Annotated in this window: 23 protein-coding genes; 6 read left to right on the plus strand and 17 right to left on the minus strand. The window is 44.5% G+C overall.

Annotated features, from left to right (window positions below; translation table 11 throughout):
• Positions 1–18 precede the first annotated feature (18 nt).
• Positions 19–315 carry a DUF3622 domain-containing protein gene (locus ACMXYN_RS10595; protein ID WP_415888463.1) on the minus strand — a complete coding sequence of 99 codons (297 nt, stop codon included), beginning with the start codon at positions 313–315 and terminating at the stop codon, positions 19–21.
• Positions 316–508: 193 nt separating this feature from the next.
• Between ACMXYN_RS10595 and ACMXYN_RS10600 the strand changes: the two genes are divergently transcribed.
• Both ACMXYN_RS10600 and ACMXYN_RS10605 read left to right on the plus strand, forming a co-directional pair.
• Entirely contained in the window at positions 509–928 is a 420-nt protein-coding gene (locus tag ACMXYN_RS10600; protein WP_415891791.1) for a DUF2185 domain-containing protein, read from the plus strand.
• A 138-nt stretch (positions 929–1,066) separates the two neighbouring features.
• The gene (locus tag ACMXYN_RS10605; protein WP_415881564.1) at positions 1,067–1,486 is read left to right on the plus strand and encodes an Hsp20 family protein; all 420 of its coding nucleotides are present in this window, start codon (positions 1,067–1,069) and stop codon (positions 1,484–1,486) included.
• A 2-nt stretch (positions 1,487–1,488) separates the two neighbouring features.
• Here ACMXYN_RS10605 and ACMXYN_RS10610 read toward each other — a convergent pair whose 3' ends face one another.
• From ACMXYN_RS10610 to ACMXYN_RS10630, 5 genes are all read right to left on the minus strand, one after another.
• Positions 1,489–2,058: an O-acetyl-ADP-ribose deacetylase gene (locus ACMXYN_RS10610; protein ID WP_415891792.1), complete on the minus strand. Its 570-nt coding sequence runs from the start codon at positions 2,056–2,058 to the stop codon at positions 1,489–1,491.
• Entirely contained in the window at positions 2,055–2,390 is a 336-nt protein-coding gene (locus ACMXYN_RS10615) for a cupin domain-containing protein (protein WP_415891793.1), read from the minus strand. The genes ACMXYN_RS10610 and ACMXYN_RS10615 overlap by 4 nt, the downstream gene beginning before the upstream one ends.
• A 95-nt stretch (positions 2,391–2,485) precedes the next feature.
• The gene (locus ACMXYN_RS10620) at positions 2,486–3,181 is read right to left on the minus strand and encodes a DUF3592 domain-containing protein (RefSeq protein ID WP_415891794.1); all 696 of its coding nucleotides are present in this window, start codon (positions 3,179–3,181) and stop codon (positions 2,486–2,488) included.
• Positions 3,182–3,292: 111 nt separating this feature from the next.
• Entirely contained in the window at positions 3,293–5,296 is a 2,004-nt protein-coding gene (locus tag ACMXYN_RS10625) for a methyl-accepting chemotaxis protein (RefSeq protein ID WP_415891795.1), read from the minus strand.
• Positions 5,297–5,328: 32 nt separating this feature from the next.
• The gene (locus ACMXYN_RS10630; protein WP_415891796.1) at positions 5,329–6,270 is read right to left on the minus strand and encodes a tRNA-dihydrouridine synthase; all 942 of its coding nucleotides are present in this window, start codon (positions 6,268–6,270) and stop codon (positions 5,329–5,331) included.
• 174 nt (positions 6,271–6,444) lie between these two features.
• Between ACMXYN_RS10630 and thpR the strand changes: the two genes are divergently transcribed.
• From thpR to ACMXYN_RS10650, 4 genes are read left to right on the plus strand one after another with little or no spacing between them, the layout of a single operon-like run.
• Positions 6,445–6,966 (plus strand): RNA 2',3'-cyclic phosphodiesterase, encoded by a 522-nt coding sequence (thpR, locus tag ACMXYN_RS10635; protein ID WP_415891797.1) that lies wholly within the window; start codon positions 6,445–6,447, stop codon positions 6,964–6,966.
• A 49-nt stretch (positions 6,967–7,015) separates the two neighbouring features.
• On the plus strand, positions 7,016–7,447 hold the full coding sequence (locus ACMXYN_RS10640; protein ID WP_415881570.1) for a GNAT family N-acetyltransferase: 432 nt from the start codon (positions 7,016–7,018) through the stop codon (positions 7,445–7,447).
• Positions 7,440–8,381, plus strand: coding sequence for an AraC family transcriptional regulator (locus ACMXYN_RS10645; protein WP_415891798.1), 942 nt, complete (start codon positions 7,440–7,442; stop codon positions 8,379–8,381). Before ACMXYN_RS10640 ends, ACMXYN_RS10645 begins: the two co-directional genes overlap by 8 nt.
• 50 nt (positions 8,382–8,431) lie before the next feature.
• The gene (locus ACMXYN_RS10650) at positions 8,432–9,112 is read left to right on the plus strand and encodes an SDR family NAD(P)-dependent oxidoreductase (protein ID WP_415891799.1); all 681 of its coding nucleotides are present in this window, start codon (positions 8,432–8,434) and stop codon (positions 9,110–9,112) included.
• Between the two features lie 66 nt (positions 9,113–9,178).
• On the opposite strand, the gene ACMXYN_RS10655 is transcribed toward ACMXYN_RS10650, so the two are convergent.
• The 11 genes from ACMXYN_RS10655 to ACMXYN_RS10705 form a co-directional block, all read right to left on the minus strand.
• Positions 9,179–10,399 carry an O-succinylhomoserine sulfhydrylase gene (locus ACMXYN_RS10655; protein WP_415891800.1) on the minus strand — a complete coding sequence of 407 codons (1,221 nt, stop codon included), beginning with the start codon at positions 10,397–10,399 and terminating at the stop codon, positions 9,179–9,181.
• A 13-nt stretch (positions 10,400–10,412) separates the two neighbouring features.
• A complete protein-coding gene (gene purF, locus ACMXYN_RS10660; RefSeq protein WP_415891801.1) occupies positions 10,413–11,933 on the minus strand; it encodes an amidophosphoribosyltransferase in 1,521 nt (506 codons plus the stop codon).
• 39 nt (positions 11,934–11,972) lie between these two features.
• Positions 11,973–12,467 carry a CvpA family protein gene (locus tag ACMXYN_RS10665; protein WP_415891802.1) on the minus strand — a complete coding sequence of 165 codons (495 nt, stop codon included), beginning with the start codon at positions 12,465–12,467 and terminating at the stop codon, positions 11,973–11,975.
• Between the two features lie 64 nt (positions 12,468–12,531).
• Positions 12,532–13,095: an SPOR domain-containing protein gene (locus ACMXYN_RS10670; RefSeq protein WP_415891803.1), complete on the minus strand. Its 564-nt coding sequence runs from the start codon at positions 13,093–13,095 to the stop codon at positions 12,532–12,534.
• 3 nt (positions 13,096–13,098) lie between these two features.
• The gene (folC, locus tag ACMXYN_RS10675; RefSeq protein WP_415891804.1) at positions 13,099–14,364 is read right to left on the minus strand and encodes a bifunctional tetrahydrofolate synthase/dihydrofolate synthase; all 1,266 of its coding nucleotides are present in this window, start codon (positions 14,362–14,364) and stop codon (positions 13,099–13,101) included.
• A gap of 80 nt (positions 14,365–14,444) precedes the next feature.
• Entirely contained in the window at positions 14,445–15,371 is a 927-nt protein-coding gene (gene accD / locus ACMXYN_RS10680; RefSeq protein ID WP_415891805.1) for an acetyl-CoA carboxylase, carboxyltransferase subunit beta, read from the minus strand.
• Positions 15,372–15,386: 15 nt separating this feature from the next.
• Entirely contained in the window at positions 15,387–16,190 is an 804-nt protein-coding gene (trpA, locus tag ACMXYN_RS10685; protein ID WP_415891806.1) for a tryptophan synthase subunit alpha, read from the minus strand.
• 20 nt (positions 16,191–16,210) lie between these two features.
• Complete coding sequence (trpB, locus tag ACMXYN_RS10690; protein ID WP_415891807.1) at positions 16,211–17,431, minus strand: tryptophan synthase subunit beta; 1,221 nt, start codon at positions 17,429–17,431, stop codon at positions 16,211–16,213.
• Positions 17,421–18,044, minus strand: coding sequence for a phosphoribosylanthranilate isomerase (locus ACMXYN_RS10695; protein WP_415891808.1), 624 nt, complete (start codon positions 18,042–18,044; stop codon positions 17,421–17,423). Before ACMXYN_RS10695 ends, trpB begins: the two co-directional genes overlap by 11 nt.
• A 68-nt stretch (positions 18,045–18,112) precedes the next feature.
• Complete coding sequence (truA, locus tag ACMXYN_RS10700; RefSeq protein WP_415891809.1) at positions 18,113–18,967, minus strand: tRNA pseudouridine(38-40) synthase TruA; 855 nt, start codon at positions 18,965–18,967, stop codon at positions 18,113–18,115.
• 1 nt (position 18,968) lies between these two features.
• Entirely contained in the window at positions 18,969–22,196 is a 3,228-nt protein-coding gene (locus ACMXYN_RS10705) for a FimV/HubP family polar landmark protein (protein ID WP_415891810.1), read from the minus strand.
• Positions 22,197–22,260 lie beyond the last annotated feature (64 nt).

Below are 22,260 nucleotides of genomic sequence, written 5' to 3' on the forward strand. Positions count from 1 at the left end.
TTTTTTGACTGGGCGATCTTACTCGTCTTCGTCGAAATCAGATTCTTCATTACGCGCACGAGCCTCAGCTTGACGTGCTTCAATCTCCGCACGCTCTTCGCGTTTTTCCGCTTTGCGCTTGTTACGCTCTTGCTGTTGTTCTAGGAATTTTTGAAGCTGAGCTTCCGCCCACGTTTTAGCCTCATCTTCAGTAGCAAAGCCATCCTGTTGCTTTGAGACAACGGTCTTACGCGCACTTGCTTGACGCAAGATTTTAGCGCTCCAAGTTTCCCCTTCGGCTACTAACTGAAAATCGTACTTTTTACCTTTGGCCATTCATTTATTCCTAGCAGGTCAATCTGTATAAGTGGCGTATTCTAGCATGACTGATTCGACGTTCAGACTGATTTCTATCCCTTTAGTCGGAAAAGCATAAAAACATCCATTTTCTTAACCTTTTAGCGGCTGGTATAGGGCCCAATCAGCGTTTAAAATAGAAAGGCTATTAATTATTACTGTTTGAGTGCTCATGAAATCTGTTGACGTTGATACGCCTAAAACTACTGAATCGGAAACTAACCAAACCAAAAACGGCTTCTTAGCGCTGGTTTCAAAGCTTTGTTTTGATGAAACCCTGCCTATTCGTTTTATGTATAAGACAGTTCCTGAACACTTAAACGACACAGGCTGGCGCATGTTTACGGGCTATGAAACTGAAGAGTTTCTGGAAGATCAGCTCTCCAACCTTCTTCCTGTCCCAGTAGAAAAGATGTGCCGCCTAGACCCATCCTTGAGCGAACTGGTTACCTACAATGCAGGTACAGTTTGGGAACGTGTTCCTGGTTCAGACGCATGGGAACGTGTGCACGATTACCGCATTCCTTCGCACAATATTGATGTTGAAATCACCAACGACGTTGATCGATTTAACGTTGAAGAAGAAAAATAATTCCCCTTACGCTTGAATTCTCATCAAGTGACATTATCTAAATAGTTAACCGAGGCTCAAAAGAGGTCGGTTAACGGCTCGCTCAAGAGAGGGGCCAGACTTTTAAATTTAGATATATTGCTTGATGAGGATATACAGATGCGTGAATTCGATCTATCTCCACTATACCGTTCTGCCATTGGTTTTGACCGTCTAGCTAACATGCTAGATAACGCTAACCGCAATGACAACCAGCCTTCATTTCCTCCATACAACATCGAACTACTTGGAGAAAATAATTACCGTATTACCATGGCTGTGGCAGGCTTTGAAAAAGACGAATTAGATATTCAAAGTGAAAGCGGCACTCTGACGATTACGGGTCAGAAGAAAGAACAAACTCAAGATCGCCAATACCTTTACCAAGGTATAGCAGCGCGTAATTTTGAAAGACGTTTCCAGCTAGCTGATCATGTAAAAGTGACTAAAGCGTCTATGGAAAACGGTTTGCTTCATGTTGATCTGATTCATGAAATCCCTGAAGCGATGAAGCCGCGTCAGATTCAGATCGAACACTAATGCTAACTGTGTTCTAGTACAAAAAAGGAGGCCATGTTGCCTCCTTTTTTAATGGCTTCAGGAAGTTTAGCTGAGGCCTTTTGATATACCGAAAGCAGTTCATCACTGAACAAGCAAAAGACAACCTCTTCTACGCTTGTCTCTTTTTTCAATTCATTCTTAACCGTGAATAACGCAATCTCTGCAGCCTGCTCCAATGGATAGCCATAAACACCACAACTGATCGCCGGAAATACGATTGTTTTGATATGGTTTTCGTTGGCTAAAGCCATCGAGTTACGATAGCAAGCTTCCAACTGTGCTGACTCACCATGATCACCACCCCGCCAAACCGGCCCTACCGTATGAATAACGTGTTGAGCAGGAAGGCGATAACCTTGGGTAATTTCCGCTTTGCCCGTATCACAGCCATTCAGTGTGCGACATTCAGCTAACAGATCGGGTCCAGCTGCAGTATGAATAGCACCGTCTACACCGCCACCACCCAACAAACTGTTGTTCGCAGCATTAACAATCGCATCAACGTTCAATTGGGTAATATCGCTCTGAACAAAGCTAATTTTAGCTGTCATGATTCAGCCTCCTTAGATTCATTGTAGTGAACAGCGAGCCATATCGTTGGTTGATTAGAGTCAGTCCATTCAACACGGTGTCGTTGATGTGCAGGGAAACAGTAACTGTCTCCTGCATTGAGGGTAAATTCTTGATCTGGATTTGCAGTACGAAGCCCCGCGCTTCCAGAGATAACGATTACCCATTCATCCCAAGCTTGGTCGTACCATTCCCCTTCGGGGGTTGCGTGGGCATGAGAGATAATACGTTCAATGCGAAACTGATCAGTAGAGAGTAACGGGTCGAACTTTTCTGATTCTGGTCCCGAGCCTGACAAGTCATAGAGGTTCATTGTGCTACCACTCACTGATTGGAGCAGACAATGTCACTGCCTGCTCAATTAATTTATAAACCACTTTCATGACACTTAAGTGACACGTTATAAAGTTAGGCAACTTCCGGAAGAAATGAGAGATCAACGTGGTACTTAGTAGGATTGTTGCGGTCGATATAAACAGTGAGTTCATCAGTCACAACATATTCAGTCGGATCAAACCAGATATCATCACTTCTAAACAGATAGATCTTGTTATCTTCTGGATTGTGCCACTGCAAACTAATCACAAACGGGCTTACACCATCCGTTTCCATACAGGTGTTACGATCTAGTGTATGAATCTGAGCTTTAATAGGTACACCCTGAGTTTTCAGGTAATCACGTTTTCTGCCTTTCATACCGCTAAATATCAGAATAAGTATGCCAACAATGAAGAAAACAGCGCCAAGGCCAGCCACAATGGTTGCCCCACCCCAGAGGGTGAAAAAGCCATTAATCTTAGCGTCTTGCGGCGAATTAGCTTGGTAGAGGACTTCAACAACCTCACCTTGCGAATAGCTAGGAGGGTTACTCCCAGCGCTCGAGGAAAATGTCACTTGCTGACCTTCATTAGTAACAAATGAGACGACTGGATGATACGTAAGAGAATCACTGCTTCTAGAGGCTCTTAGCTCGATAACTGTTCCTTCAGCAGTAACAGCGGTTTCCAAAAAGCTCTTAGTATTTGTGAATAACACAAACGCTAGTACCAAAAGACCTAAGCCAATCAGGCTGAAAAGGTATTTAATGATTGAGATCGCTTTCATCCGATTATCCTTAATAGAATGATTTTTCTAACAATAGCGTTTCGCTAATTTTTACTTAACTTATACAAAAATAGCCCGCTTAAAAGCGGGCTATTTTTAGGTTATGTCTTATTAACTTACGCGAAATTTAGACAGTGTGCTCTCAAGGTGAGAAGCCGAATTAGCCATATCATCTGCTAATGCAGAGGTATTTCTAGCCGCTCCTTCCGATGTATCAGCACTTGCTGAGATTGCAGCTAAACTCTCATGCAGATGATTTACAAGGCCACTTTGCTGTTCTGCTGCTGCAGCGATACCTGAATTCATCTGATTCACTTCAGACAAAGAGTTATCGATCTGTTGCAAAACTTCACTCGCACGAGCCATTTCAGAGACATTTTCTGAAACTGAACTGCTAGTATGCTCCATCAGCTCTACTGCGCGCTGAGCACAACTTGCAAGCTTTTGCAGAGTCTCACGGATCTCGCCAGTAGAATCCTGTGTACGCTGAGCTAAGGTTCTTACCTCATCGGCTACGACGGCAAACCCTCTGCCCTGCTCACCCGCTCGCGCAGCTTCAATAGCCGCGTTCAAAGCCAGTAGGTTAGTCTGATCTGCGATATCACTGATAACACTGGATACAGCATGAATATTTTTTACATCTTGATCCAGTTCACTGATCACAGCACTGGTTTTAGAAACATCAGAAGCGAGTTCATTAAAAGATGATGTTGTCTTCTGAACAACGAGCAAACCTTCAGATGCCATTTCATTAACTTCTTGAGCAGTGCTGGATGCCTGACTAGTATTCATGGCGATTTCTGAAGCGCTGCTAGCTAACTCTCCAACCCCATCAGCAATATGCGAGGTTTCCTCTTTCTGGCGCGCCACACCATCTCGTGTCTGAGAAGATTCAGCAGAAAGTCGTGAAGAGCTGTTGGTTACTAAGGTAGTTGCACTTTTAGTTTCTCTCACTAGAGACTCAAAACCTTCGGCAACCTTATTCAAACCTTCAGAGATAGCAGACATCTCATCTTTACCACAATGTTCAAGACGAGCTGATAGATCACCTGAGGCTAGTTTGCCTGACACCTGCTGGAATCGATCCATGGTTGCAATAGTTGAGCGATAGAAGCCCATAAACAGGTAGATCGCGAGCAACACAGTCACAGCGATAACTGCCAATACGAGGTTACGACTGTTCACCTGTTTTGAAAGATATTCCTGCTGTTTTTCATACAAAGCAGGCAACATCATTTTATACAGATTCAATACCTGTTTAATCGCAGTTGTACCTTCGCCAAATACCTCATTCGAATTAACAGCGATACTATCCGGCTCAGTTACATTCTGCTGAATATAAGCGATGTAACTACCTACCGCTTTTTCAGCTGCGATAATTTCTGAGCGCATCGACTCCAATTCAGGCATCGTTTCGCCGTTAGCTAGCTCTGGGTAGGTTTTTTCTAAACGACCGATTAGGTTGTTGATATAGATATAGCTATCAGGTGTAAAACCACCTTTAGCGGCAACACCTGATGCTTTACCACGCAATTGACCTGTTTCATCGATAATCTGTGGCAAGAAGATAGCGACATTATCGATCATAAAAGTGGTATCAGAGTGAGGATCTAGCTCTAAAGCATATTCCCGAAGGATCACTTCATTAAATCTTCTGACTGATGCTGCGAACTCGTTATGTAATTCAAAAATCTCAGCGGGTTCAGATTGACCAATATTGGATTTGATACTGCCCCACTGTTTTTCTAACGAAGAGATCATCGCTTTAGTATCAGAACTAACATCATTAGCACCAGACTTCAGTTCGGTAAGGGCTTGATCGACCTTGCTACGACGATCCAATACTTTGGATTCAACACCCGAATTACCATTGAGCAACGCATTGGTAAGGCCTCGATGTTGACCGATATTGAGCACTAGAGGCTCGGTTAAGCGGATAATCTCTATCCCTCTGAGCTCCTCTTTGGTCAAGTCGATACTACGGCTCAACTCTTGCCAGTAAAAGGTTACTGTCAGCACAAGTGGTATTAGAAATAACACACTGACTAGACTGAACTTTGCTGGGTATTTGAGACTACCCATTAGTTTAGAAGCAGGACTTAGCCAAGAAGCCATTTTTATCTCTCCATTGATCCACTTGTGACGTATCAGTCTTGTAGGGCAAGTCTGAGTTCAGAAGGTTCCTTTATTTTTTTAACTTTCTGAAAAAGCACTTCTGCTTCTTGGTACTCGCGTTGCAAATGACTTAGCCACTGTTTTATGCGGCCGTGCACATATTTAGGCGCTATATCCCGCTCGATACGGTTTAAATACGCCTCAATAAACGGCACAACCTGAGACCAGTTATAACTGCTCACCTCTTCATCAGCAAGGTGATATTTTATAACCTTGGCCAAATCAGGCTTAGCAATAAGGCCACGACCTATCATAATCGTGTCGCAACCACTGACTTCGTGACAGCGCTGAAAATCCTGCCAGTTCCATACCTCACCATTGGCAACCACAGGAAGATCGACTGCCTCTCGAATTCTCGCAATCCATTCCCAGTGAGCTGGAGGCTTGTAACCTTCGAGTTTTGTTCTGGCATGAACCGCTAAACTATCGGCGCCCCCTTCAGCAATTGCGTGGGCATTTTCCATAGCCAAGGATTTATCTTTATTACCCAAACGCATCTTTGCCGATACAGGGGTTTCTGCAGGAACAGCTTGCCTTACTGCCTTTACGATCTCATGGACAAGCTCCGGTGTGTCCAATAGCACTGCTCCGCCTTTACTGCGGTTCACCGTTTTGGCTGGACAACCAAAATTCAGATCGATCCCAGGCGCACCAAGCTTAGCGCCTTTACGTGCGTTACCGGCTAGGACACTTGGATCACTCCCAAGCAACTGAAGAATAACGGGCGTACCTGAAGGCGTTTTCCCGCCATTATGTAACTCAGGACATAAACGTCGGAACACTTTAGCGGGCAAAACACGATCACTAACACGCAAGAACTCTGTAACACAGTGATCTATACCACCGACCTGTGTTAACAGATCGCGCATAGTGTAATCAACGACGCCCTCCATCGGGGCTAAAACAATTTTCAAAGCAGGCTATCTTTAGGAATGAAAAGGACGGCTATTATAAGCTGCTACGGAAGCGATAAAAATGACTAGATGATTTTGAGAGTCGCTTTATCAAGTTTTGTAACAATCCTTCCAAGCCCACCTATGATTTACTAAGATAAAAATAACTATTTGTTTTGTATTTTAGTTTTCGCTATGCGCCTATTCCTAGCTATCGATCTGCCTGAAGATCTTCAGGATCGAATTACCGAACTCTATTGCCCTGAACTCGAACAAGTTCGCTGGACCGTGAGTCATCAACTGCATATCACCTTAGTGTTTATCGGCGATCAGCCCCATCAATATCTAGAAGAGATAATTGAAGCGGTGTCTGAAACCAGTTTTGAACCTTTTGAACTTTGTCTACAGAAGATAGGCTATTTCAAATCGGGAATTATCTGGTTAGGCGTAGAAGAATCTGAGCCCTTAAAGCGTTTACAAAAGTCACTAAGCCACAAAGTTAGAGGGCTTGGCATAGAACTAGAACAACGAAAATACATGCCTCATATCACGTTGGGGCGCAGCAAAAAATTAACACCTCAAGTGGTTAGCCAGGTCAGCCATAAGGGGTTAGGCTTCTCTGCGAACATGGAGGTTAGTGCCTTCCAACTTAAAAGTAGCGTTTTGAAAGCCAATGGCGCCGAGTACCTAACCGAAGGTGAATTTTTGCCTGATTGATGGTTTGCTCTGCTGACTGACCTTTGAAAAGCTGTGATATAGTCAATTGATGGAACCTATCTATCGAACATACCAAGAAAAGGACCTTCAGACCTTAATCGCTCTAATGAAGCAATTAGGTTATACCCACTCGGAACAATCTCTACTTACGAATATCAAAGCAGTTCATAAGGCCGGCGGAGAGGTTTTTATCGCTGAGCTAAATGGCGTTGTTGTAGGCTGTATCTCTGCCATTATTGATATTCGATTAGCTGAAGGCGCTCAAGGTGAAATCGTAAGCCTCGTTGTTGATAATAAACACCGTGGATATGGCTTAGGCAAAGGATTAGTTAAAACAGCTGAACATTGGTTGTCGCACCAAGTGGATAGCATTCGAATTAGGGCCAATTCGATTCGTAAATCGGCCCACAAGTTTTATCAAGAACTAGGGTACGTAGAAACTAAGCAACAAGTGGTATTAGTGAAAAGTAAACATGAATAAGAATCAGGCGAACAAAGAGTATTTACGCCGAATAAATCTAGCAACCACATACATTTGCTCAAACCTAGAGCAGCAATTAAATTTAGATAAGATTGCTCAAGTTAGCTGCTTCTCCCCTTTTCATTTCCACCGTATATTTCACGCCCTCACAGGTGAAACCGTTAATGACTTTATCATCCGCAAAAGGATGGAAGCCTCTGCTAATCGACTAATTTGCCACAAAGAAATGAGCATTACCGAAGTAGCCAACGCCGGCGGTTACTCTTCTAGCGCTAACTTTTCAAAAGCATTTAAAAATTACTTCGGCATCACCCCTAGCCAAATAAGGGACACAAGCGAAATAAAAGATAGCAAGATTGGAAAACTAACTAGCAAGTATGGAAAAGTATTCAATCCAAGCGATCTGTACTCTCAATTTGTCACTGACCAAGTGAAGTTTGATCCTGACAAATTAGAGGAAATACTCATGCGAGTAACTATTGAAGAACTTAAAGCTAAACGCATCGCTTATCTGACTGCTCCTAAGGGTTATGACGTCCCCGCCATTTTTGAAACTTGGGATAGACTGGATAACTGGGCAAAGAGAATCAAATTGCCAAATTTTGAAAGCCAACGCTTTGCTATCTGCCATGATAACCCGATGATCACACCGACCGAGCATTGCCGTTACGATGCTTGTGTTCAGATTGAAGACGACACCCCGGTAAGTGAGCCATTTGAAGTAACAACTATACCGTCCGGTAAATATGCATCGGCTTATTACAAAGGCGACGGTGATAAGGTAAGTAATTTCTATATGGAGCTCTACTCCCATTGGCTCCCTAACAGCGGTTTTGAACCAGACGACTTAGCACCTATTGCTCACTATCTAAACGATACGAGGAAAGACGGCTTTGTCGAAATGAATGTTTATATCAAAGTGAAACCGTTATAAAACCGAGCGGAAATCGAGATACCCTATAACCTTAAATGGAGTGTAATTTGATGAAGACAATTTTGATTGTTGGTAGCAGCCGAGGTATTGGTGAAGAGCTAACAAGATATTTTTCTGACGCTGACCACAACGTTATAGGTGTATCTCGCAGCCCATCCAAAAACTGCGAATGGATTTCTGCAGATCTATCTGCACCAGAAGGGATACAAATGATCGCCGATCACCTTGGTGAGCGATCTATAGACACCTTGATCTACTCCAGCGGTATTTGGGAAGATGAAGGCTTTAGCGAAAACTTTGACTTTAAAAAAACTAAATACGAAGAAACGCAGAAGATCATGCAAGTTAATCTTGTTGCACCCATCGAGCTCACCAAAACTCTCGCTCCTAATCTAGCATGCTCTTCTAACCCTAGAGCCATCTACCTAGGCGCTATCTCAGGTTTAGAAAATATTGGATCAGAGCAAGTCGCTTATGCTGCAAGCAAGTTCGGCCTTCGCGGCGCCATACAAAGCCTACGTAAAGCACTGAGACAAGAAAACATAGGTTTTACTGTGATAAACCTAGGAAATGTCGGTACTGAAGAGGTGCTAACGGATATAGAAGAGGGCCGCATGGCGGATCAAGCCCCTATTCCAATCTCGGATATCATCACCTCGATAGAAATGATTATGTCACTCTCTAAAGATGTGGAGATTGGTGATATTAATTTGAGTCAGAAAAGCATTTAGACTCTTTATTTGAAGCACAAAAAAACGGCCCGAGAGCCGCTTTTTTTTAGATCTTAACTGCAACGATTAAACTGCTGCCAGACCTCTAAGCATATCTGCTTTAAGATCTTCGATCGATTCGATACCTACAGAGAGACGAACTAAGTTGTCTTTGATGCCAGCTTCAGCACGTGCTTCTGGCGTCATACGACCGTGAGTCGTGGTCGCTGGGTGTGTGATTGTTGTTTTCACATCACCTAGGTTACCTGTGATAGATACCATCTTAGTTGCATCAATAAAGCGCCACGCTGCGTCTTTACCACCTTTCACTTCGAAGGAAAGCACACCACCAAAACCTTTTTGCTGCTTCTTAGCTAGCTCGTGCTGCGGATGGCTTGGAAGGCCTGAGTAGAAGACACGGTCAATACCGTCTTGCTCTTCTAGCCATTTTGCCATCTCCATAGCGTTGTTGCAGTGAGCATCCATACGTAACTTAAGGGTCTCTAAGCCTTTTAGGAAAACCCAAGCATTGAACGGGCTCAAGCAAGCACCGCCAGTACGGATAAAGCCAAACACCTCTTCCATGTGCTTGTCACTGCCGACGACCACACCACCGACACAACGACCTTGGCCATCAAGGTACTTAGTCGCCGAGTGAATAATGATGTCTGCACCTTGCTTCAATGGCTGCTGAAGCATCGGTGTGCAGAAGCAGTTATCAACGACCAACAATGCATCGTACTTATGTGCGATCTCGGCAACAGCTGCAACGTCTGTTAGTTCAGACAACGGATTAGACGGCGTCTCCAAGAACAGCATCTTAGTTTCTTCTGTAATAGCAGATTCCCAGCTATCAAGATTAGTTGGGTCGACATAAGAAACTTTGATGCCTGTACGTGTAAGGTACTTATCAAACAGAGATACAGTCGAACCAAATACACTGCGCGAACAAACTACATGATCGCCATTTTGCATTAATGATAGGCAGGTACTAAGAATTGCCGCCATGCCAGAAGCTGTTGCGACTGCTCTTTCTCCGCCTTCTAGTGCTGCGATACGCTCTTCAAAAAACTGTACAGTTGGGTTAGTGAAGCGAGAGTAGATGTTACCCTCCTCTTCACCACCAAAACGTGCAGCCGCTTCACGCGCACTTGAGAAGACATAGCTTGATGTCGGGTAGATTGGGTCACTGTGCTCCCCTTCTAGGGAACGGTGTTGACCTGAACGCAAAGCAAGTGTTTCCAGGTCGTAACCTTCTGAAGGCTCGAACTGGATACGCTCAGCGCGTTCGTAATCAGAAATAGACATCGACTATTGCTCCTTAATCGATCTTGCTACAAAGGTTAGAGGATTCATTACTCTCAACCTTTTTATTATTACTGCCTTTAGCGTCGTCATTACGGGCAGCTTTTAAGCGCTCAAGATACTGCTCATCAATATCACCCGCTACGTATTTACCATCAAATACACAAGTATCGAACGCCGTAATTTCTGGGTTACCTTCAGATACAGATGCTTTAAGATCATCTAGCTCTTGATAGATCATCCAGTCACAACCGATCTCTTCACCCACTTCATCATCTGTACGGCCATGAGCGATAAGCTCTTCCGCTGCTGGCATATCAATACCGTAAACGTTCGGGTATTTAACCGCTGGTGCAGCAGATGCAAAGTAAACTTTCTTAGCACCAGCATCACGAGCCATCTGAACTATCTGGCTAGAGGTGGTACCACGCACGATAGAGTCATCAACCAACATGACAACTTTATCTTTAAATTCCATACCAATTGGGTTCAGCTTACGGCGAACTGACTTCTTACGCTGTGTCTGACCTGGCATGATGAAAGTACGACCGATGTAACGGTTTTTGATAAAACCTTCCCGGAACGTAACACCCAAATCTTTAGCCATCTCCATAGCAGAGGTACGGCTTGTATCTGGGATTGGGATAATCACATCAATATCGTGGTCTGGGCGCTCACGTAAAACCTTCTCCGCAAGCTTCTTACCCATACGCATACGAGAAATATGTACGTTTACATCATCGATGATCGAATCTGGACGCGCCAGGTATACGTATTCGAATAGGCACGGCGCAAGCTGCGTGTTATCCGCACAAAGCTTGGTGGAAACGTTGCCTTCCATATCGATGTAAATCGCTTCGCCTGGCTCGATATCACGAACTCGCTCGAAACCAGAAATATCTAGTGCAACACTTTCAGAAGCTACCATGTACTCAGTACCTTCTTCAGTTTCGCGCTTACCGTAAGTCAGCGGGCGAATGCCGTGAGGATCACGGAACGCCAACATGCCGTAACCAGTAATCATTGCTACGGCGGCATAACCACCTTTGCATCGCTCGTGAACACGGCGAACCGCTTCAAACATATCTTCAGCTTGCGGCTGCAGTTTGCCCTGACGTTGAAGCTCATGAGCAAATACGTTCAACAACACTTCTGAATCAGATGTTGTATTAATGTGACGCAGATCAGCACGGAACATTTGTTCAGCTACATCTTCTGCATTTGTCAGGTTGCCGTTATGGGCTAACGCGATACCGTATGGAGAGTTCACATAGAACGGCTGCGCTTCAGCCGAGCTAGAACTACCGGCCGTAGGGTAACGAACGTGACCGATGCCCACGTTACCTACCAGACGTTTCATATGGCGGGTACGAAATACTTCGTTTACCAGGCCATTATCCTTGCGTAAGAAGAAACGATTACCTTCACAAGTAACCATGCCCGCTGCATCCTGTCCACGATGTTGTAGAACAGTCAGAGCATCAAAAATAGTCTGGTTTACATTAGATTTGGCTACGATGCCAACAATGCCGCACATTAAAACTCACCTCAAAGTGCAAACTAACAAAAGAAAAATTTAGCTTCCCGCATTCCAGATCAAGCGACCCACTTCGCTCGCTGTCTCTTTGGTCCATGCTTCCATAAGTACAAAGTGTGGAATCAATTGCGATTCCTTAAACCAGCGATCTTCAACCGCTGGGCTCATTCCAATAAGCGCGACTATAGCCACGATAATTAACCCCCCCCGTGCTGCACCAAACCCAATTCCAAGAATGCGGTCTGTTGCAGACAACCCCGTTGCTTCTACGAGCGCAGCGATCAGTTTATTGATCATGACTCCAACAACGAGAGTGGCTATAAAGAGGATAGCAAACGCAGCGACTAAACGTACTGACGGCGTTTGAATATATGCTTCTAACAGAACTGATAGTGACTGTGAAAATAAGCGCGCAACGATAAAAGCCGTTACCCATGTAATCAGGGAAAGTGCTTCTCGAACAAAGCCTCGCCTTAAGCTCATAAGGCTTGATATCGCAATGATGCTTAGTATGGTCCAGTCAGCCCAGTTCATCTTTACAGCTCAGTAAGAAATTGCGCGCATTTTAACAGAGTTTATAGGATCGCTTCACGCTTTATTATTGCGTAGTAAAACGAACAATAATGCCATTCAATCCGAAATCTTTTTTCAGTGTCAGTTTAAGCGACTCTAATCGGCTCTTTTGGAATTCAGGCCCTACATAAACCTTAATCAATTCACCCTGTTTACGAGTAAAGACTTTGTGCCCTTCACCGATTAGTTGCTTACGCAAGCTCTTAGCATTAGCTTCATCTTTAAAACTAGCAAGCTGCAGCGTCCAAGCCACTGGAACACCTTCTTGGTCAAGTACAGGCTGATCTTTATGAATTTCCAGCTCAACCTTTTGTTCTTTTTCAATCTTTTCGATGACCTGTTTCACCTGTTTAGGTGGTTGAGGTAATTCAACTGGTTGTTTAGGTTCAGCTGGTTTAGAGGTATCTGGCAGCGGTTTATTTTGTGGTTCTATACGTACAATTTCTGGACGCTCAGGACCTGGAGGAATTTCGGACTGAAGGTGACGCTCTTTATAGCCTGCACCATCAAAAAAAACAGGAAAGATCACCGCAGCAGAGATAAGAATCACTGCAAACCCTACTAAGCGGTATTTTACTTTCTGCTGCATTAGCTATTTCCTTGCCAAAATCGTCAACGCATCACTGACGGTAAAGAATGATCCCGCAATAATAACATTGTCATTTGGGTTAGTGTCTATTCGAACCGCATCAATTGCCGCTTTAACTGATGAAAATTTCTGAACCAAAGCTTCACTTGGGAATAGTTCAGCTAACTCTGCGGCCTTTTGCCCTCGCGGAACATTGATGTCAGAAAGATAGGTAGCTTTCACTACTGGAGCTAGTGTATCTATAACTTGCTGACAATCTTTATCCGCTAACATGCCTAAAACAAGATAAACATTGCCCGATAATCCTTGGATACGAGCGTTTAGAAGCTCTGCTGCTTCAGGGTTATGGGCTACATCTAGCCAATAATGCAGATTGTCTTGTTCTACATGCTGCATACGACCTGTTAGCGCTGCTTGCTGAATACCTACTTTAATCTGTTCATCCGAAATTGCTAATGGAATATATTGAACAATTTTAATGGCAGTAGCAGCATTTTGAATTGGCAACTCTGGTTGTTTAAGGTCGTTAATCGATTTGGTCTGGCCTTGAGCATCCTTTCCTTGCCAGCACCACAGCTCGCCGTTTTCTTCATAGCTGAAATCAACACCTGCTTGATGTAGATCGGCACCAATCTCATCAGCATAAATGGCAACTGACTTTGGAGGATTCAGATCACCGCAGATTGCAGGTTTAGCAGCGCGGAAAATGCCCGATTTCTCACGACCAATCACTTCGCGGTTATCACCTAACCAATCGACATGGTCAATCGAGACGGTAGTGACCGCACTAATGTCCGCATCAATAATGTTTACTGCATCTAAACGGCCACCCAAGCCTACTTCCAGCAGAACCAGATCCGGTTTCGTTTCAGAAAAAATAACTAAGGCAGCTAGAGTGCCAAACTCGAAATAAGTCAGTGGTATCTGACCGCGCGCTTGGTCAATTTTTTCAAAGGCGTCGCACAACTGTTGGTCCGTCGAATTTTGGCCGTTTAACTTAACTCGCTCGTTATAGTCGATAAAATGAGGAGATGTGTAGCAGCCAACACTGTATCCTGCCTGTTGGTAGATGCTGTTCAAGTAACTAATCGTTGAACCTTTTCCGTTTGTACCTGCAACAGTGACAACGGTTGATGCAGACAGATCAATTTTTAGCTTTTCTGCGACTTGACTGACACGGCCTAAACCTAGCTCGATTTCAGACGGATGGCATTGCTCCATCCAAGACAACCATTCAGAAAGATTCATTTTTTGATTAGCGGTATTCATAAGACCAACAACTTTTAACAATCACCAGAAACCAAAAAGGCCGGCGTTTTCACGTCGGCCATTTTTACTACCTTGAGCAATTACTCTGCTTCAGGTTTCGCAGGCTCTTCCTCAACAACAACCTCACCCTCAACTGTTTCTACAGGTGGTAGCGGGCTTTGATTGGTTAGCTTACGCAAGATGCGAGACAAACGAGAGCGCATTTCACCACGGTTAATGATCATATCAACCTGACCGTGCTCTAGTAAGAACTCACTGCGCTGGAAACCTTCAGGCAATTTTTCACGAACTGTTTGTTCGATTACACGAGGTCCCGCAAAGCCCATAAGCGCTTTAGGTTCAGCGATATTCAAGTCACCCAACATCGCTAGAGATGCAGATACACCACCATATACAGGGTCTGTCAGAACAGAGATATATGGTGTACCTTGTAGACGTAGTTTTTCTAGGATCGCACTTGTTTTCGCCATCTGGAATAGAGAGAACAACGCTTCCTGCATACGCGCACCACCCGATGCAGAGAAACAGATCAGTGGGATATTCTCTTCTAGAGCGATGTTTGCAGCGCGAACAAAGCGCTCACCTACAACAGCACCCATAGAACCACCCATGAAGCTGAATTCAAATGCAACGGCTACAACAGGCAAACCTTCTAGCTCACCGCGCATAGCGATCAATGCATCTTTTTCGCCGGTACTTTTCTGAGCCGCACTTAAACGGTCTTTATATTTCTTAGAGTCTTTAAACTTCAGACGATCGATAGGCTCTACATCTGTAGCCAGCTCTTGGCGGTTATCTTCATCTAAGAACAATTCAAGACGACGACGCGCGTTAAGACGCATATGGTGGTCGCACTTGGGACAAACATTCAGGTTCTTTTCCAACTCAGGGCGGTAAAGAACAGATTCACACTTAGGGCACTTTTTCCACAAGCCCTCAGGGATATTCGAGCGCTTTTTCTCTGAACGAACAAGAGAAGGAACAATTTTTTCCAGCCAGTTACTCATTATTTCAAAACCTTATTAGCTGTCCATTGCTTGACGCATATCTTTGATAATTGCAGCTACTTCAGGAGCAATTTTGCCCTGATCTTTTACTAGAGATGCAATCTTATTAACTAAAACACTGCCGACAATAACACCATCCGCAACTTTTGACACTGCAGTAGCTGATTCAGCATCTTTGATACCGAAACCTACACCTAATGGAATGTCAGTATATTTACGAACGATGTCTAGTCTGTCAGCTACAGCCTGAACATCAAGTGAAGCGGAGCCGGTAACCCCTTTCACTGATACGTAGTACAGGTAACCACTACCGTTCTCACAAACGTATTTAATACGCTCTTCTTCAGTAGTCGGCGCCAAAAGGTAGATAGTATCAATATCATGCTCACGCATGATCTGATTGAACTCACCTGATTCTTCAGGCGGAAGATCAACGGTTAATACACCATCAACACCTGCTTTCTTCGCTTCTTCAGCAAAGCGCTGGTAACCCAGAATTTCGATCGGGTTAAGATAACCCATCAAAACGATTGGCGTTTCATTATCTTTCTGACGGAACTCAGCTACCATTTCTAACACATCAAGTAAACGCACGTTATGTGTCAACGCGCGCTCACAAGCTAGCTGGATAACTGGACCATCTGCCATTGGATCTGAAAATGGGATACCCAATTCGATAACATCGGCACCCGCTTCAACCATAGCGTGTAGTAAACCTACTGTAACTTCCGGTGCAGGATCACCTGCTGTTACATAAGGAATTAGGGCTTTGCGGCCTTCAGATTTAAGCTTTGCAAAGCTTGCAGCAATACGACTCATTCTATTTTTCCTCGCACAAATCAGATATTGATGCCATCGATCTGTGCGACCGTATGAATATCTTTATCACCACGACCAGACAAGTTAACCACGATTGTCTGATCCTTATCCATCTCTTTAGCCAGCTTCATTGCATAAGCAACCGCGTGGCTTGATTCAATTGCCGGCATAATACCTTCAACGCGTGTTAGTGCACGGAAAGCATCCATAGCTTCATCATCTGTCGCATCAACGTAAGTGGCACGACCAGTATCTTTAAGGTAGGCATGCTCCGGACCAACGCCTGGGTAATCAAGGCCCGCTGATACAGAGTGAGTACCGATGATCTGACCACCTTCGTCAGACATCAAATATGTACGGTTACCATGAAGCACACCTGGGCTACCTGCAGATAATGGCGCAGCATGCTGCCCCGTTTCTACGCCGTAACCGCCAGCTTCAACACCATACATTTTAACATCAGCATCTTCGATGAATGGGTGAAATAGGCCAATTGCATTTGAACCACCACCTACACATGCCACAAGTGCATCAGGTAGACGACCAGTCTGATCTAAGCACTGTTGACGCGCTTCACGACCGATTACACACTGGAAATCACGAACCAACTTAGGGTATGGGTGTGGACCCGCTGCAGTACCGATGATGTAGAAGGTATTATCAACGTTGGTTACCCAATCACGCATCGCTTCATTCATGGCATCTTTAAGCGTACGAGTACCCGATTCAACCGCAATAACCTCTGCGCCTAAAAGCTTCATACGATAAACGTTAAGTGCCTGACGCTGCACATCTTCAGCACCCATATAAACCTGACATTCCAAGCCTAAACGAGCAGCAACCGTTGCTGTAGCAACACCATGCTGACCAGCACCAGTTTCAGCGATTACACGCGGCTTGCCAGTGTATTTAGCCAGAAGCGCCTGACCAATTGTATTGTTAACCTTGTGAGCACCCGTATGGTTGAGGTCTTCACGTTTCAGGTAAATTTGAGCTCCACCTACTTTTTCTGATAGGTGCTTCGCATGATACAAAGGCGAAGGACGTCCAACATAATGTGCCAGATCACGATCAAATTCTTCCTGGAACGCTGGATCTCGCCACAACTTCTCATAAGTTTCTTCTAGCTGCTTAAGCGCAGCCATTAGAGTTTCAGATACGAAACGACCACCGTAAGGGCCAAAGTGGCCTTTACTATCGGGCAACTGAGCAAGTGCTTTAAGATCGATATTAGTTGGCACGGGTTACCTCATTTATAAATCTATTAATTTTGTCGGTATCTTTGATACCTTTACTCTTCTCTACCCCACCGCTCACGTCTATTGCATATGGTTTAACAGTTTTAACAGCCTCGGCTACGTTGTCACAGTTAAGACCACCAGCAAGGATAATTGTCGCTGGGTGAGGTGTTGGAATACGATCCCAGTCGAAGGCTTCACCAGTTCCACCTGGAACACCCGGACGATAAGCGTCCAGAAGAATAGCCTGCGCTGAAGTGAATTGTTCTACGGTGTCTGTTAAATCCAGTTCAGGCTTCATCCGAATAGCTTTTATATACGGACGGCTAAAACTGCTACAGAACGCTTCAGTTTCATCACCATGAAATTGAAGTAAATCTATACGAGTTTGTTCGATAACTCGATCAATAAACTCTCGCTCTGCATTAACAAAGAGTGCTGTTGTTGTGACGAACGCTGGAAGCTTTGCAATGATTTCTGCCGCTTGTTCAACCTCTACAGCACGAGGGCTCGGCGCATAAAAAACAAAGCCAAGAGAATCGGCTCCAGCAGCAATTGCTGCTAAAGCATCCTCTACATTAGTAATACCACAAATTTTAACGCGCGTTCGGTTCACAGATACAGTTCACTTAGAAAATATCAGGTTGCAAATAGTAGCAGATAGAAGGCCACTAAGTCAGTCAACTATGAAAGGAAAAAAGGCCCTATTTGCGATTTAGGCAGATCAAATTCATCAGGATACTTAGCATCAACGAAATAAAGACCATAAGGAGGTGCTGTTACACCACCCTGACGACGATCCTTAGCATCCAAAACCTCTTTTGCCCATATAGGATCAGCCTCACCGCAACCAACGCTCATCAATACGCCGGCGAAATTTCGAATCATATGATGTAAAAACGCATTAGCTCGCACATCTAGAACAATCAGTTGACCACTGTGATAAACATCTAGCTGCTTCACTGTACGAACCGGACTGCGCGCCTGACAGCCCACCGCACGATAGGAGGTAAAGTCATGCTCGCCAATAAGATAGTTTGCGGCTTCCTGCATCCGCTCCACATCCATCTGTTTGTAAGTCCAGGTAATACCTTTTGGCAAAATGGCAGGCTTAACCGGATTACAGTAGATAAGGTATCGATATCGACGTTCAACAGCAGAAAAACGTGCATGAAACTCATCCGAGACAGGCACAGCCCACTGGATAGCAATATCATCGGGAAGATTGGTATTGGTACCTAAAACCCAAGCACGGTCCTCTCTTTGTACAGGACTATCAAAATGAATAATTTGATAGGTTGCGTTTACCCGAGCATCAGTTCTACCTGCACAGATAACCGATACAGGTGCATTCGCAATTTTTGAAAGCGCTTTTTCCACTTCCTCTTGAATACTTGGAACATCACCCTCTTTCTGAATCTGCCAACCACGATACGCGGCACCAGAGTATTCAACACAAAGGGCATAACGATAAGAAGGGGCGATAGAAATCGCCCCTTCTGATGAACTGTTAAGTTCAGTACAACTTTTTTCTGACATACTACTTTTCGTTAATGGATTGTATCAACGCTTCCGCTTCTTTTTTCTGGTCATCAGTGCCTTCGGCAACAATCTCTTCCAGAATATCTTTAGCGCCTTCGAGGTCTTCCATATCCATATAGGCACGAGCCAAATCAAGCTTAGTCTCTACTTCATCTGCTCCCTCTAACAGGTTTAATCCTGCCAGCTCGTCAAAATCTTCATCCACTGAGGCATCCTCTTCTTCTACAGCACTTTCTTCTAGTACTATATCACCCTCTTCACTATTAAGTAGTGCATCCAATTCAGAATCTAAATCTGCTTCTAAATCGTCAGATATAGATGATTCTAAATCATCATCTTCCAGAACCACTTCATCATCAGAAGAAGCGGCAGCTGTTGCTACAGCTGCTCCGCCAACAGCGGCTCCCGCAGCGACATCAGTCAGATCAAGATCCGAGCCCAAGTCATCTAACATTGCATCTAGATCATCAGATGCTTCATCAGACTCGTTATCATCTGATTCTGGAGATTCAACTTCTTCCATTTCCAGATCAGCAGCCATCGCCTGATCTATATCTTCATCAACCTGAGCAAGCAACTCATCAAAGCCTTCATCAGACTCAAGTGATTCTTCATCTAACTCGTCTTGAGTTTCTAACTGACCTGGAAGCGACATTTCACTTGGATCTGGATTCGCCGCAAGCATCGCCTCTAACGCTTCATCAGTCACATCTTCTTCTGCAGCTTCTGCAGCAGGGTCATCGGAAGGCTCCTCAAGGTCGCCCATATCCAGATCTTCAGCCAACAGTGCTTCCAGATCATCTGTAGCGTCAGACTGAGTCTCTTCGACAACTTCTTCAGCCGGCTTTTCCTCTACCTCAGCCAATAGATCATCAAGTTCATCAATTTCTGGCTCAGAATCTGTCTGGTCAGCAGCATCAGTTAATTCTTGAATATCTTCATCAGATACAGAATCAAGCAGGTCATCCAAACCTGACTCATCAAGCTCTTCAGGAACCGTATCTACTTCCATATCAGCAGCTAGATCTGCTTCCAATTCAGGACCTTCTGCTTCAAGCTCGGCAACATCTTCAGCAGTTACAAGATCTGGAACCTCATCAACAACAAAATCTAGATCTGACTCATTAGTATCTGAAATCTCTTCCACTGCGTCCTCAGAAGCTTCCTCAACCATCTCTTCCGGGGCTTCATCTAGATCGAAGTCGAGGTCAGTATCATCTAAACCTAGATCGATCTCACCATCATTAGCACCGTCAGTTGAATCAGTTTCTAGCGCTGCATCAAGCTCAGACTCGTCAATTTCAGACTCAGCGTCTTCGACTTCACCTAAGATATCATCTAACGCATCAGGCTCATCAGCATCCGCAACTTCCAGCTCATCTTCAGTTTCATCTAGACCTGAAGGCTCTTCCAGAATCGCATCAAGCTCATCTGACTCAAGCTCTTCTTCTGCCTCAGCCTCTTCAACTTCATCATCTAGGCCTAAGTCAAACTCATCATCTTCGAGTAGCGCATCAAGCTCGTCTGGATCATCAGTTTCTACTGCCTGAAGAACATCACCTGTTGCATCTTCTTCAAGATCCAAATCCATGTCCATGTCTAGATCTAGATCGTCTAAATCTTCCAGATCATCGGCATCAGTTAAATCCAAATCAGTATCATCTAACAGATCATCTTCTGCACCTAAATCAAGATCTTCAGTTGCATCAATGTCTTCTGCCACTTCCTCAGTTGATTCGGCTTCTGCCTCAACCGCCTCTTCAGGCGCTTCCGCTGTTTCAACCTCTTCGGTGGTATCTAGATCTTCCGGAACCTGAACCAGTGCATTTTCTTCTTCTGTAGCTTCTTCATCTTTTTTGCCGCGACGAAGGAAGAAGAACAGACCACCCAGTAGTGCAATAAGTGCAGCGCCAATGCCACCAAGAATAGTAGGTGACTGCAAGATAGTATCTAGGAAACTCTTTTCTGGCGGGGGAGGTGGCGGAGTAGCCGCCTTTTCAGCAGCTTCAACTTTGTTCTGTAATTTGGCTAGCTCTTGATCTTTGAGCTCTAGCATTTCACGCAGTTTACTTAATTCGTACTGAATTGAATCCAGCTTTTCATTTAGCTCTGCATTGTCACGGGTAATCTTATCTACATTCTCAAGGGACTGACTCAGTCTGTCTTCAAGCTCTTGATTACGCGCGATTAACTCTTGCTTCTCTACATCCACATCACCTTCTGGCTTAGTTTCAGTAGATTCACCCTGCATGTCCTTTTCTTTTTCTTCTGGCTTATCACCATCAGCCTTATCAGACTGATCAGTCATCGCACCCTTTTCAGGTTCAATCGAATCTTTTGGTGTGACGATTTTAAGCTCAGCAGACTTATCATCTTCTGGCGCAGGTTTAGGCTCTTCGGTTACGGCTTTAGTAACCGGCTTCTTTTTAGAAGCATCTACGGGGGCAGCCTCTGCCTTTCCTTTATTCTTCCATTCCGATGTTTGACGCACCACTTCAAGTGCAGCATCTTTGGAATTCAGACGATTAATTTCATCTCTAGTAGGCAAATCAAGTACAACACCTGCTTTAAGCGCGTTGATATTGCCATTTACAAATGCATGTGGATTCTTTTTCTGCAAAGCGATCATCATCTTCTTTGCAGAGACACTCGTACTAGGTCTGTGCTTGATAGCGATAGACCATAAAGTATCTTTTGAATCGACGTAAACTTGCGTTGCACTTGTATTACGAGATGGTGCGCTCTGCATCGGTTTTGACCGAACAGTCGAAGAAGGAGTCACCGCCGTAGTAGAAGGCTGTACAGTTTTACGAACTGGAGTTGGATCGTAGACAGGAGGATCAAGTAATAGCGTGTATTCACGTACAAGTCGACCACTCGGCCAATTAACCTCGACCAAGAAATTCAGGAAAGGCTCCTTAACAGGGCGATCCGAACGCATTGTAATAAGACCGGAGCCATCAGGGTTTACTTTTACCTGAAAGCTAACATCGGTTAGAAATCGAGATTTTTCTAAACCAGCCAAAGCGAATTCGTCAATATTCGCCATTCTTGGCTGAATCTGCAATGGGCCAAGCTTCCTCACTTCTAACAACTGAATTTCCGCATTAAGCGGCTCATTCAATGCTGAGTGAATTTTAATTTCGCCCAATCCCAGCGCATTAGCGTTGGAGGCACTTATAATCCCTGCTACCGCAAGGCTGACGGCGAGTTTTCGCAACATCATCAGTTTCCTTGTTCCCCTACCCTCAAAACTCTGAGTAATTCAGAGGGTTGCGATTCTGAAATCC

This window comes from Neptuniibacter sp. PT8_73, from assembly GCF_047778045.1.
Taxonomy (GTDB): domain Bacteria; phylum Pseudomonadota; class Gammaproteobacteria; order Pseudomonadales; family Balneatricaceae; genus Neptuniibacter.